The sequence below is a fragment of the Pseudothermotoga sp. U03pept genome (assembly GCF_051235805.1).
Classification (GTDB): Bacteria; Thermotogota; Thermotogae; order Thermotogales; family DSM-5069; genus Pseudothermotoga_B.
In genome coordinates, this window is record NZ_JBPNXV010000003.1 from 80,452 (window position 1) to 94,130 (window position 13,679).

The window sequence follows — 13,679 nt, forward strand, 5'->3', positions numbered from 1 at the left end:
GTGAAAAAACTTGTCCTCCTTGACTTCAAAGGAGGTTTTAGAGTTGGAAGGGGGGATGAGTCCGATTCCTCCCTCTCCACAATCCACTCTGATACGATTTATGGTGCCATCGTTTACTGGGCTTTCAAAGTTAATAATCAACGAGCTGAATCTTTTGCCAAGACTTTCAGAACATCGTCTCTGCTTTTCAAGAAAGACAACGACTATGTAGTGCCAAAACCTTTGTTGTTCGATGCTCAAAAGGTGAAAGAACCGAAAAAGATCAAGAAGTCGTCGTACGTCTATCTGTCAAAGCTCATGCAAAATCAAATCGAAGAAGCCGTTGTTGCAGAACAGCCGATCCAGACAACAAAGGTTTCCAGAAACAGTCTCGACAGGATCACAAATAGCTCGATGTTTTACTTCGTCGAGGCATCCTTTGTGAAAGAGACTTTCACTCCATGCATAGTTGTTGAGTTCGATAACGAATTTCAAGATCTCTTGCTAAGTTCATTGAAGTTACTCGGTGACAGCGGTCTTGGTGGTGACAACACTTACGGCTTTGGGCTCTTCGATTTTCATCTTCTTGATCTACCTCAACTTTTCAATCAAAACGGCAAGTACCATATGACTCTATCGTTGAGCATCCCGAGCTATGAAGAGATTTCAAGACTTGACACAGGTTACTACAAGATTCTAAGGAAAAGAGGTTTCAGGAAAGATGTGGTAAAACCAAAGGTCGATCTGAGTTATCTGGCTGAGGGCAGTACCTTTGAATTTCCAATCTCGGGTCGTGGGGCTGTTAAGATAGAAGATTATTTCGTCCAGACCTCACCAATTTTGCTTAGATTTGGTGGTGATTCATATGAGACAAACCTTAAAGATTAAACTCTTTTCCCTTACACCTGTTGTCATCGGCTCAGGTGAGAAGTACCCAGCCTGCCAGATCGTTTCAATGAACTCTTCACACTACAGGATGAGGGAAATGGCTTTTTTCAGAATGCTCCATAATTACCCACAACTCAGAATGACAGAAGCTATTATGAAAGTCGCCAATCAAACCATCAGAGATCCTCAAAGAGTATTGAGCCAAGAAGATCTTTTTTACGAACTAAAAAAATATGTAGACCAGATTTCTGGCGAGATAATCTCGTTGATCAGACATCCATCGGGCGATCTGTACCTGCCAGGCAGTTCGATAAAGGGAGCCATAAGAAAAGCGATACAGTACCACATAATGAAACAGAACAAAGATCTCTTTAGACAAAAAGTGCGAGACGCTCTCAAAACTGCGAGCAGAAAACAAGATATGGCTGTAGTCACCAATTATGTTGACAGCACTCTTAGGCTTTCCAGCAACGAGATTTGCACAGATTTTGGTAGGTATATCAGCGTTACAGACTCAACGCTGTCAAAAGCAACCACCTGCTTGGTGAAGATTGGAATCTTTAAAATCGTCAACGGCACCCTCAAATTTGATCAACGTAGACAACCGTTCCTGATAGAAGTCATACCTCCCAGTACTGAGTTTGAGACAGAGATCAGCTTCGACCTTGAGATGTTAGAGAAAATGCAAAAAGAGTTATCAAAGCAATACAGAAATCTTCCACGCTCGGTCGAAGAGATACTAAACTGTGTCAGAGAGATGTACCAAGACGTTCTGGAAGACGAATTAAAAGACCTGTGTAATGAAAACACAAAGTACATGGAGTTGCTGAAGAAAATCAAAAGCGAGCCCAACAAGATTCATATAGGCTACGGTGGAGGCTTGAAAGCGAGCAGTTTGTTCATTCTTCTGGATCAGGACCTGAGAATCAAGGTGAGAAACCTTATCAAACCACACGGCAATGACATAGCACCTTTGTCAAGACGCTGCTTGTTGGGACAAGAACCGAACAAACCTTATTCTCCATTTGGGTGGTTTTCTTTCAAGGTGGTCTGATGATCGGAAGATTCCCGGTATACACAAATCAGTCTTATACCGATCACGAAGAAAGATGGCAGTATATCCTAAAGATCATTAAAGACCTTGATGAAGCAGTTTATCAGTTTTTGCTCAGCGCACCAGACGGCACCCTACGGGTAGTGGGACCATTTAACACAAGACATGGAACTTGCATGGTATTGTCAACCCCACTACCCGCTCTCTTCAGGTTTCTGGTTCTGAACCTTCCGACAAAGGTCAAGACCGTTGTCAAGCAAGATAAAGCTTTTGTAGAAATGGTTACCACAAAGCAGCTTTTTAAAAGACCCGCGACCTATGTTTTGAAGATCAAAGACGCAGACGAGATATCTTTCAGACAACTGATACATGACTTTGGTATGTTTTTGGGTTTGAAGATCCAACCCATCTTTCTATTTGACTCAGTTAAGGTCGCTGGACCATACACCTTCATAACACTCAAAGCGCTCAACAAAGACGCATCGGCTATGGTGAATTTTTCAAGATATTCAGGCATAGGTAATAACAGGAAGTATGGTTTTGGAGATGTAGAGATATTCACACTGGAACAGTAAGCGATTGCTTCATTTGACAACTGAATAAGATTCATAGTATTAGCTCACTCACTCGGGAGGCGGTTCTGTGATCAGTGGCTGGAAGGAATGCCCAAGATGTGGTACAGAGCACAGGGACAATGTCGGTAGATGTTCTTGCGGATGGATCTTTTACAAAAAGAGATGTCCAAGGTGCGGAAAAATTCTTTCAGACAAATGCAAAATCTGTCCAGAATGTGGGTGGTATTTCTATTGGCATGAAGAAATTGGTGAAGATGATGATTACGATGATTATGAATACGATGACTACGATTATTATTAACTATTATGTGGTATCTTTAGAATCTAAAGACAAAGGGGGCATTTAAAACGTTTGGCTACTTCAGACCTGCAGATTCACTCTCTCTGCAGTCATGTGATACTTTCAAGAAAGCTTACTGTAGTGTCTGTAAAAGTCTAAAAGAAATCTATGGACACAGGGCTATTTTGGTTAATCTCTTTGACTCCGCATTTTTAAGTCTCTATCTCATCAACAAACCATTAGACTCTATCAAACACAAATGTATGAACCCTTTCTCTGTGAAGACCGTTGATATTGTACAAAGCGAATTGTTCGATAAAATAGCAGATCTGAATATCTTCGCCATCAACCTTTCGCTCATCGATGGTGCAGTTGACAAAAAGAATCCAAAAGTCTACTTCTTGACAAAGTTTTTCAAGAAGTCTCTAACAGCCAACTTTGAAAGGTTGTCTGAGCAAGTTACAGATTTTCCGTCTCACCTTCGCAATACTTTTAAGATTCTGGAGAGTGAAAACTCTTTTTGGCAGATTGAAAAACTTGCAGATGCGTTGGAACAGATCTCTTGTGAACTTTTTAACAGCGAGCACACTGGCAAGATAGTTAGAAACATGATATGCGTTCAGTACCTACTCGATGCCTTTGAAGATTACTTCTCAGATCTCAAGAATCACAGAAAAAACCCTCTTTTCTTCTTTAAGACTGAAGAGATCCCGCTGATAGTAGAACACACATTAATTCAATACCTCGAAGAACTCTTAAGACTTTCAAAAGGTTTATACACTTCTGAGCTGATAGAGAGCATCATTAGAAATTCTCTCTACAGAAAATTCCTAACATTGAAGGAGGAAAAATGGTGTGAAAGACAGTTATTACGACATACTGGGTGTGAAGAAAAACGCCACACAAGAAGAGATCAAGAAAGCCTACAGGGAAGCTGTGAGAAGGTACCATCCTGACAAATTCGTTGGTGCTGCCAGAGAACTTGCAGAAGAAAAGTTAAAGCAAATCAACGAGGCGTACGAAGTACTCTCTGACCCAGAAAAAAGAGCACAGTACGACTCGATGTTCAGCTCAAAACCGTCAGCAGATAATGATCTTACATTCCTACTGAACAGCATCGGCAAATATCTTGAAGTCCAAGACTGGAAAAGAGCCAGTTCTCTTTGCGAAGAAGCAAAAAGGAAGTACCCATTTTGCTCTGAAATCTATGTTTTCAACGCTATAGCTTATTACAAAATGGGCAATATGACAAACTTCCTAAACGAGATTTCAGCCATTGAAAGTTTGAAGCTGCCGCTTGAAGATGCTGCTCTAGAAACCATAGCCAATCTTCTTTTCGAAGCCAAACAATTCGATCGCGCGTCGAGATACTTCTCTTTGCTCATAGAGCGCGCTGGCAAAATACCGAATTACCTTGCTGCATACGCTATCTCCTTAGAACTCTCTGGAAAAAAAGAACGTGCCCAGCTAATTTGGGATGAACTGGAAAGGATAGATCCACAAAATCCGATGCTTGTCGAGAGAAGGAAACACTGGCTGGTTGGAAACACGTACATAAACAAAACCGAGACTGTAAAAACTGCCGCTGCAGCCACTGCGTGCGCTTTGCTGAGCTGTTTCACTAACTGTTGCTGAGTGAGGAATGATGCATGATGAGATTTGCTTTGACCTTCTTCGGCACACTTTTAGACCACGTAGGAGTGCCTCTGCCACTCATTGTGGTGGTGATCTCACTGAGAACAGAAAAGGAAGATCTCTTGACGGTCTTTATTGCCGCAATGCTTGCGCTTTTAACCAGCGACTTCTTGACATTATTCCTTGGAAAATACATATTGAAAACCTTAACGGTTCCAAGAAAATCTCTCTTACCAAATACAAAAACACACAGCAGGATAACTCATTACGCTCAAAAACTAATAGACAGTGCGCTGATACCTGGAAGATGGATAATCTTGTTCAGCAAGTTTATTCCTATAGTCGGAAAATACGTACCAGTGGCAATAGGTTACAACAACATACCATGGAAAAACTATCTACCGATCTTGGTCATGGGCGATGTACTCTACGCTCTGTGCTACATTGTGCTGAGCTTTTACTTCGGCGAAGCAATCAGAAATCAGCAGTTTGTTATAACCTTTATATTGGGCTTAGTATTCCTTTCATTGTACATTTTCTCTTACTTACTATCTAAGAAAAAACTGCGCAGCATTCAGAGGTGATGATTGTGTTTTACAGTGTAGTCGTGAAACTGAAGGCTTCCAAAGATGGAGTTTATGATTTCTACCCGGGTCAGAAAATTCACAGTCTCTTTCTTGGTTTGATCAGGAAAACCGACGAGACTTTGGCAAAGAACCTCCACAACGAGCAAAAAGAAAAGAGTTTCACCGTTTCATCATTTCTTGGCACCAATTACGAAAAACCGATAGCCATTCGAAGCCAGAACTACTACTTTATAAGACTAACGATCCTCGACGAAGAGGTGTTCAATGCCATGATCGCCAGTTTGCTTGAAAAGAATGCTATCAAAGAGCCGATGAAAATTGGAAACATATACTATGAGATAGAAGAAGTACTTTTTGACCAAAGCAAGAGTAAATGGGCTTCGCACACCTCTGCCGAAGAGTTGTTCAGCAAAGACTACACCGAAAACTTGATAAAACTAAGGTTTCACACTCCAACACTCTTCAAAGCAGGCGATAGCTTCTGCAGATTTCCAATACCTCAGAAGGTTTTCAACAGTCTTTTGAAGAAGTTCAACAGATACTCTGAGTCACACAAAATAGATCAGGCTGTTGAGCCGAAATTCAATCATATCACCATCTTTGAAAAAAAGACTCAGTCGAGACGAATCACCTTGAGAGATTTCTACATCGAAGGCTTCATAGGCGATGTGACATTCAAAGTGCCTGAAGACGACAAAGAGCTCGTAAAGATTGCGAACGTTCTTGGCGATTTTTCGCTGTACGCAGGAGTTGGTTACAAAACTACGATGGGACTTGGACAGGTTGAAAGAATTCCTCTGCAAGGGTGAGCGTGTGGACTTTAAAGAACTTGCTCTGAAGGCTGAGGAGAACTTCGAGTTTGCGAAAGCTCTTGAATACTATGAAAGGGCTTACGATCAACTGTCGGTTGAAGATGGCTCTTTGGAAAGGTATGCAAATCTCCTACTCGAGTTCCAGCACTACGAGAAAGCAAAAGAGATATTTCAGCTCTTGGCAGACAAGACTAAAAGGAACGATTTTTACAACAAAGTTGCCCAGATCTGTGAAGCTCTTGATCAGCAAAACCAAGCAGCCGAGCTCTACGAAAAGATTGGCAACGATGAGAAGGCAAGAGAACTCAAAAAAACTACGAAAACATTGCAGATCGACTCAGCTGTTGTGAAACAATTCATGAATCTCTTCACCGGCAGAGAAGACGTCTTTGCTGTTCAGAGCGACGAGGGGTACTATCCAGTAAGACGTCCCATGACTGAAAAGGATGTTCTGGAACATCTGAATGGCGAAAAGACCCTGGGTGTCTACGTGCTCAGATCGGACAACTGTCTGAAATTTGCTGCGTTTGACGTTGATCTCAAAAAAGATGCTTTGCATGAAGATTGGCAGAGCATCTTCAAGCTCTGTAAAGAAAAAACGGTTGAACTGTGTGAAAGATTAAGGTTAGAAAACATCAAATACTATGTTGAGTTCAGTGGAAACAAAGGTTTTCACGTCTGGATATTCTTCAATAGATGGCTTCAAGCCTACAAAGTCAGATACATACTAAAGAAGGTAGTTGACGAGCTTGAATTGAGTGAAAAAATATCTGTTGAAGTATTTCCAAAACAGGCAGACCATGGAGGTGGGCTTGGAAATCTCATCAAACTGCCTCTGGGGGTACACAGAAAGACGCTTAACAGATGTGTATTTGTGGGTGAAGATTTTGAACCAGTCGAGAATCAATACGATTTCTTGCTCAAAATAGAGCCGAATGACTCAGATGAATTTGAAAAGCTCCACAGAGAACTTTCAGACCAACACAGAGAACAGCAACCAAAACCATCAAAGCCGAAAGCAACTGGGAATGTCAAAAAACTGGTCAGGCAGCAGATCAAAACTGAGGTTGATTCCAGCTTGTTCAGAAACCTCTTGCAAGCATGTTATCCACTGAAACAAATAGCTCAGAAGATTGAAAGAGTAGCCTACATAACAGAAGATGAAGAATACCTTTTGATAGCCAGTTGTGGACCACTGGACAATTCACAACAGTTTTTGGCAGACCTTTTGAAAAAAACTATCAACTACTCTTTCAGTCGCATTTACTCAGTTTTGAATCGCGTCGGCACAGTACCATTAACCTGTGAAGAAATCAAAAGATTCATACTCTCGAAGTCTCTGCCTTTGAGTGTCGATCAGTGTAATTGTAGATTTACCACCAATCTGAACACACCTCTTTGTTTGGTAACAAACTGCGACTTCTTGTTGCTTTCAAAGATCGACATACGAGACCTTGTAAGAAAGATCATCGACAAAACAAAAGAGAAGAACGAGCTGGAATATTACATAAGGAACCTGAAAAATCTGCTTGCCCAGAAGATGAGTGAAGAAGAGATTTTCATTGAAAATGTCGTAATTCGAAAAAACAAAGACGGTGAGATACAAATAATAATTTAGGGTGATCTTCATGATACTCTACGTTACCGAACAAGGTGCTGTACTCTCTAAAGAGTTGGGAAAGTTGAATATAACCAAAGATGGCAAGATCCTAAGCGAAGTGCCTTTGAAGAAGATAGAGAAAGTCAATCTCATGGGAAATATCTCTCTGACTCCTCAGATCTTGAACTATTTTCTGGACAACAAAATCGAAGTGGTCTTCATGACTCAGTATGGAAAGTATAGAGGGAAATTGTACACAAATGAATACAGAAATGTGATGCTGAGGTTGAAACAATACGAACGTTCTACCGATGAATCTTTTAAGATAAGGATGGCTCGTTCAATAGTGATCGGTAAATTGAGGAACTACTACGACTATCTTGTAAGCAGAAGCAAGAATCTACCAAAAGGTTTGCTGAGCGAAGAGATGGCAGCTATCAGAAAGACTCAAGAAAAGGTTGCAGCTGCGAATTCTGTAGAAGAAATAATGGGATTTGAAGGCATCGGCTCAAAGTTCTACTTCCAAGCCTTCAGTAAGCTCTTCAAGAGTGAAGAATTCAATTTCGAAAAAAGAATTGCTCATCCACCAAAAGACCCTGTCAATGCGATGCTTTCACTCGGTTACAGTTTGCTTTACAACGAAATCGAAGCCGCAATGAACGCTGTTGGGCTGGATCCATACCTTGGAAACCTTCACACAATAGACGTCTCAAAAAAATCCTTACTCTTTGATTTGACTGAAGAATTCAGGAACATCATTGTCGATTCTTTTGTGATCAACTTGATAAACAAAAATGAATTTACCCCCAACGACTTCGAGAAAGTGGAAGAAGGGATCATCTACTTCTCGAAAGAAGCGTTAAAAAGATTCATAAACAGATTTGAAGAAAGGCTGAGTGTAAAAATGAAATATCACTTGGACGACGAAGAAAACTACACAAGAACTATATTCGAGAAACAGGCAAGACATTACGCAAGAGTAGTACTTGGCGACGACCCAGATTACATTCCCTTCTACAGGAAGTGATCTGATTGTTCTACGTTGTTAGTTACGATGTAGTTGATGACAAAAGGCGGAATCATCTTTCAGATTACTTGGAAAGCTATGGAATCAGAGTTCAGTACAGCGTCTTTGAGGTCGAATTGAACGAATCACAGCTTAACCAAATGATCAAAGGAATAAAAAAACGTATAAAGACCGATGAAGACACAGTCAGAATCTACCCAATAGCTAAAGACCTGCGCAACTCGATAATTACGATTGGGATGGACAAAGGTCATTACTACGAAGGAAACATAATAATTATCTGAGGGGGAATACGATGAAACTCAATCTTCACCAGATCACAGTGCCAGTTAAGGTTAAAAGAATCTACTATTTCAACCCACAGACAGAACCAGAGATCTTTGCCCAAAATCTTTCACGGGTCAACAACATCAGATTCATTCATTCAAGCGACCTCGTCTGGGTAGAACTTCCTGTCGTGGACATTACACTAACACCAGCACAGGTGGAGTCATACAAAAAAAGCGAAGAAGTAGTGGAAGGTGACGAGAAATTGTTCACAAAAGTACTCTACACCTTCATTAGAAAACTCTTCAAAGATAACAACTTTGTGGTATCAAGAGAAAATCTTTTCATAGATATCAGAACAAAGAAACCTTTACAGACTAACAAAGAAGTGTGTTGTTATGAATCTTACCAACTGAAGATCTACAAATTTGACGAAAAACACTATTTGTCTATACTTCCAAGATTTGTTTTTCTTTCTACAAAACCTGCCTTGGAATCAAATGTGAAATCTGCGTTTGTTTTGAACGTGAAATCTGGCAGAAGCTTTCCTTGCATATCTTGTGAAAAGGACAATCTCGTTATCTCCGTAGATAAAAGCCACCAAAAGCGCGTCTCTTTTCCAGAAAACTACTATTTCAACTTCACTTCGAAAGATGCTGAGAACTTGGGATTCTCAAAAGAACTCTACAACATTTATACCAGCAATCTCAAGACACTCTATGGCAGAATACCACACAACCTAAACTTTCTCGCTAAAATAGCTAATCTTGAAGAATCTTACGAAATTCACCCCAGCAACTTTGAAAGAGTAGTGGTATTCTACAGATTTAAAGAAGGAAGATCAACATCGATAAAAGAGATCTTCAACTTGAAGCCCATCAAAAATCCAGAAAATCTTAAGGTGACCTTCGTTTTTCCAGATATATACAAAAACGAGCAAATCGAGGAACCCTTGAAAAGAATCTTTGCATCCTCTCAATCTCAGTATTACAAAGATCTCTCAGATCTCGGCATCAAAAAAATAGATTATTTGAGAGATCCTCAGAGTTCCAAAGCAATCTTCTATTATGATCAGTCATTCAATATAGAAAAGAGCGACTATCTGTCCAGTTGTGGAAATGGCTTTGCGATAATACTGCTTCAAGGAAGACAAAACACCCTACAGCCCCTCCTGGAAAAAGTGCCCAGAAGCCTTACACCAATGCCGATATTGAAACCTAAACTGACAAGTACAGACGGTTTAAGGTATATCATCAAAAGCTTTGCTTACAAAATGCTCAATTTCAGCAAAGAAGCACAACCGTATGAACTGATGGATATTATGAAGAACACATTGTACATAGGCTTTGATTTGAGCCACGATCATCAAAAAAGAAAATCAAATCTTGCCTTAGCCGCGGTTGATTCTTATGGAAAGGTCATCTATATCTTTCAAAAACAAGACCTGCCGTTGAATGAAAAACTCAATCTTGACACACTACAAACAGCTTTTGCCAAATCTGTTGATCGCTATAATGCCAAACATGGTAGGAATCCAGACTACGTTTATCTAATGCGAGATGGTGTTTTCTTAGAAGAGATAGGCTTGCTCACAAACTATCTGGACATCACTGGATTAGATTATGTAATTATCGAAGTAAACAAGAATTCAAATATAAACTCTGAAGAGAACCTAAAGGGCATCTTGATAAAACTTCAAAAAGACAGATTTCTCTACTTCACAGAGACCTACAACTTACAAAAAGGTGTTGAGCTAAATATAATCAAGAACAGAACGAAATTGACCGATGAACAAATAGCAAAACAAATCTATTTGTCCACCAGACTTTTTCATCCAACACCTTTCAGCAATCTCAAATTACCTTATCCGTTGTATATAACAGATAAGGTGTCACTGCTGCCAGTCGAATGGAAATTGTATATACCGTACTTTCAAGATGATCAACAATAGCTCATCTACTTAACATTTCGAAGAGTCAGTTTATGTGCTATAATTTTGATGAGCTTGAACACGAATAGAACAGCACCAAACCAAAGTAACTGTTTTGTAACGCTCAGCATTAATCTAAGATCCTAAGCTACGCAGTTTTAGAGTCGAACTACAAGAATATAAACTAAAAGCTTTTCAGACGTGAAACACAAACTCTTTCAGCAATAGATCGTGATGGGATATTAATTGCAATTCTTCTTAGCAATATTCACAAGTTATGAACATAGTCACACGAGAGACTAACGACGCAATACACACATAAATACAAGCATTTCATAAACAACACAGACATGACTTGGAAGATTCATTAAACCGACGGATTGTTACATCTTTACCTTCAGGTCATTGACATGTTAATATTGTAGTCCGAAAAGTTCCATATCTCCCTCAAAAAGTATCAGTTGCGTATTTGTGCGGGTTTCCGTCAACAGATCCTGAATACGCATCAATACTGAATAAACTTAACCAAATTGCCCCCATGTTAGCCTCGCACTCACTTTGTTAACACTAGACACAGAATATTATACATATTTGGCATCTTATCTATCATATATTCAAAATGTAAGGGTCCGAAAGAAGGTCCTCTCTGAAAGGGATGGCAACCAATCGGCGGAAAATTCCCTGTCATCGGGGTGACACGGTCCGAAAGAAGGTCCTCTCTGAAAGGGATGGCAACTCCTGCAGCAGTTTTTGAATCTCTCTTTTTCGTGCAGTAAGTCCGAAAGAAGGTCCTCTCTGAAAGGGATGGCAACCCTATGAAGTCCTCAACCCCCGTGTCGGGGTCGAAGACGTGTCCGAAAGAAGGTCCTCTCTGAAAGGGATGGCAACCCTATGAAGTCCTCAACCCCCGTGTCGGGGTCGAAGACGTGTCCGAAAGAAGGTCCTCTCTGAAAGGGATGGCAACTTTTTGTTCCACAATTCACACCAAAAATCGGTACTCTCGAGTCCGAAAGAAGGTCCTCTCTGAAAGGGATGGCAACTTCCGCCCATACGAATGACGCATAGCTTACGATGTCCGCAAGTCCGAAAGAAGGTCCTCTCTGAAAGGGATGGCAACATCTGTTGACGGTACATCAAAAATCAAGTTTTTTCCAAAAAGTCCGAAAGAAGGTCCTCTCTGAAAGGGATGGCAACGGTCTCCAGTTCCGGGAAGGAGGCAAAACTACAATCTCATGTCCGAAAGAAGGTCCTCTCTGAAAGGGATGGCAACACAGTATAGTTACACTAGTGTCGTAAACTATTCTCATCAGTGGTCCGAAAGAAGGTCCTCTCTGAAAGGGATGGCAACTTTATAAGGACCTCACCCCCCTTGGTCAACTCCCCCTTAAGTCCGAAAGAAGGTCCTCTCTGAAAGGGATGGCAACTATTGGGCCACGATTAAGATATCGTGTCGGTTTAATTTAAGTCCGAAAGAAGGTCCTCTCTGAAAGGGATGGCAACTTATTCTCTTACATCTGTAACTCCCCTCTTGAGGCATCAGTCCGAAAGAAGGTCCTCTCTGAAAGGGATGGCAACTTTTTTTTCACTTATTTAACGTCCACTTCATTATCCTAAGTCCGAAAGAAGGTCCTCTCTGAAAGGGATGGCAACACGAGGGAAAACAGGAGAAGGGGTCACTTGGACCCCTTCTGTCCGAAAGAAGGTCCTCTCTGAAAGGGATGGCAACTCCTGCGGTCGCCGCTCCCTGAGGGGTGGGGGGTCTTTGAGTCCGAAAGAAGGTCCTCTCTGAAAGGGATGGCAACCAATTATCAGCAAGACGGCAAGTGGACGGCGGCCGTCATGTCCGAAAGAAGGTCCTCTCTGAAAGGGATGGCAACCTGCATCTCTTCCGTCTGTAACCTGTTAATTTTTTCGATGTCCGAAAGAAGGTCCTCTCTGAAAGGGATGGCAACTCTAAAGCGGTAGTCTTTTATCTGTCCGCGAATGTGTTCAAGTCCGAAAGAAGGTCCTCTCTGAAAGGGATGGCAACTCCCAGATTTCGTTTTTCCTTCCACATTTTCCATTGGGTCCGAAAGAAGGTCCTCTCTGAAAGGGATGGCAACTTACATACATGAAATGTGCAAGGTTCTCGATTGTTGGCACGTCCGAAAGAAGGTCCTCTCTGAAAGGGATGGCAACCGCCGGTTAAAGAAACATTGCGCATTGTGTACAATCTGTGGTCCGAAAGAAGGTCCTCTCTGAAAGGGATGGCAACTTGAAAGATCAACGCCAGGGGGCGGCGACCATCATGGACGTCCGAAAGAAGGTCCTCTCTGAAAGGGATGGCAACGTTCGTCGAGGTTCACTGCTTTGACTCTTATGGTTGTTGAGTGTCCGAAAGAAGGTCCTCTCTGAAAGGGATGGCAACAATGTGTCCACCGGAGAAAAGTAGGTGGCTGAGACTCCATAGTCCGAAAGAAGGTCCTCTCTGAAAGGGATGGCAACTTCTTACTTACTTATATGCGACTCCATTTATATACTCTCAGTCCGAAAGAAGGTCCTCTCTGAAAGGGATGGCAACGTGGACCATAGGCAAGATCAAAAAGCTTCTCGGCGGCTTCCGGTCCGAAAGAAGGTCCTCTCTGAAAGGGATGGCAACGGGTGAGCCCCGAACCCGGTTTCCTGTCTCCCCTGGCGCAGTCCGAAAGAAGGTCCTCTCTGAAAGGGATGGCAACTTTTTGCTCTGCTTGTGTCCCGGCACCTTGCCCATCTTTGTCCGAAAGAAGGTCCTCTCTGAAAGGGATGGCAACGCCTTCTTCTAGTCTGGTCATGATTTGAAATACGATGTCCGAAAGAAGGTCCTCTCTGAAAGGGATGGCAACAAAGGGGGGGAGGTGGAACTTAGCTCCTCCCCCCTTTTTGTCCGAAAGAAGGTCCTCTCTGAAAGGGATGGCAACAGGGGGACGGCGACCGTCGTGCACGATCTCATATTGAATGGTCCGAAAGAAGGTCCTCTCTGAAAGGGATGGCAACTTCTTGTACGAAGGAAACTAACACTTCCGCATC

General features: G+C 41.7%; 11 protein-coding genes, 1 pseudogene and 1 CRISPR repeat array (1 of these 13 running past the window's edge). All 12 genes and pseudogenes read left to right on the plus strand.

Annotated features, from left to right (window positions below; all coding sequences use genetic code 11):
- Nucleotides 1–867 carry a type III-A CRISPR-associated RAMP protein Csm4 gene (csm4, locus tag ACSFC1_RS10915; RefSeq protein ID WP_435566218.1) on the plus strand — a complete coding sequence of 289 codons (867 nt, stop codon included), beginning with the start codon at nucleotides 1–3 and terminating at the stop codon, nucleotides 865–867.
- A complete protein-coding gene (csm5, locus tag ACSFC1_RS10920; protein WP_435566220.1) occupies nucleotides 845–1,921 on the plus strand; it encodes a type III-A CRISPR-associated RAMP protein Csm5 in 1,077 nt (358 codons plus the stop codon). Before csm4 ends, csm5 begins: the two co-directional genes overlap by 23 nt.
- On the plus strand, nucleotides 1,921–2,496 hold the full coding sequence (locus tag ACSFC1_RS10925; protein WP_435566221.1) for a hypothetical protein: 576 nt from the start codon (nucleotides 1,921–1,923) through the stop codon (nucleotides 2,494–2,496). The genes csm5 and ACSFC1_RS10925 overlap by 1 nt, the downstream gene beginning before the upstream one ends.
- Nucleotides 2,497–2,563: 67 nt before the next feature.
- A complete protein-coding gene (locus tag ACSFC1_RS10930; protein WP_435566222.1) occupies nucleotides 2,564–2,797 on the plus strand; it encodes a hypothetical protein in 234 nt (77 codons plus the stop codon).
- A 62-nt stretch (nucleotides 2,798–2,859) separates the two neighbouring features.
- Nucleotides 2,860–3,732, plus strand: a pseudogene (locus ACSFC1_RS10935) (DUF5685 family protein); the annotation flags it as partial.
- On the plus strand, nucleotides 3,632–4,411 hold the full coding sequence (locus tag ACSFC1_RS10940; protein ID WP_435566224.1) for a DnaJ domain-containing protein: 780 nt from the start codon (nucleotides 3,632–3,634) through the stop codon (nucleotides 4,409–4,411). The pseudogene ACSFC1_RS10935 and the gene ACSFC1_RS10940, both read left to right, overlap by 101 nt.
- Before the next feature lie 14 nt (nucleotides 4,412–4,425).
- Nucleotides 4,426–4,995: a hypothetical protein gene (locus ACSFC1_RS10945; protein WP_435566225.1), complete on the plus strand. Its 570-nt coding sequence runs from the start codon at nucleotides 4,426–4,428 to the stop codon at nucleotides 4,993–4,995.
- A complete protein-coding gene (gene cas6, locus ACSFC1_RS10950) occupies nucleotides 4,995–5,807 on the plus strand; it encodes a CRISPR-associated endoribonuclease Cas6 (protein ID WP_435566226.1) in 813 nt (270 codons plus the stop codon). Before ACSFC1_RS10945 ends, cas6 begins: the two co-directional genes overlap by 1 nt.
- A gap of 4 nt (nucleotides 5,808–5,811) precedes the next feature.
- Nucleotides 5,812–7,428 carry a CRISPR-associated primase-polymerase type A1 gene (locus tag ACSFC1_RS10955; RefSeq protein ID WP_435566228.1) on the plus strand — a complete coding sequence of 539 codons (1,617 nt, stop codon included), beginning with the start codon at nucleotides 5,812–5,814 and terminating at the stop codon, nucleotides 7,426–7,428.
- A 10-nt stretch (nucleotides 7,429–7,438) separates the two neighbouring features.
- Nucleotides 7,439–8,437 (plus strand): CRISPR-associated endonuclease Cas1, encoded by a 999-nt coding sequence (cas1, locus tag ACSFC1_RS10960; protein ID WP_435566229.1) that lies wholly within the window; start codon nucleotides 7,439–7,441, stop codon nucleotides 8,435–8,437.
- Between the two features lie 5 nt (nucleotides 8,438–8,442).
- Complete coding sequence (gene cas2 / locus ACSFC1_RS10965) at nucleotides 8,443–8,721, plus strand: CRISPR-associated endonuclease Cas2 (RefSeq protein ID WP_435566230.1); 279 nt, start codon at nucleotides 8,443–8,445, stop codon at nucleotides 8,719–8,721.
- 11 nt (nucleotides 8,722–8,732) lie between these two features.
- Nucleotides 8,733–10,655: a protein argonaute gene (gene ago, locus ACSFC1_RS10970; protein WP_435566231.1), complete on the plus strand. Its 1,923-nt coding sequence runs from the start codon at nucleotides 8,733–8,735 to the stop codon at nucleotides 10,653–10,655.
- 606 nt (nucleotides 10,656–11,261) lie between these two features.
- Nucleotides 11,262–13,679: a CRISPR direct-repeat array (repeat unit 36 nt; unit sequence GTCCGAAAGAAGGTCCTCTCTGAAAGGGATGGCAAC) (it continues 955 nt past the right edge of the window).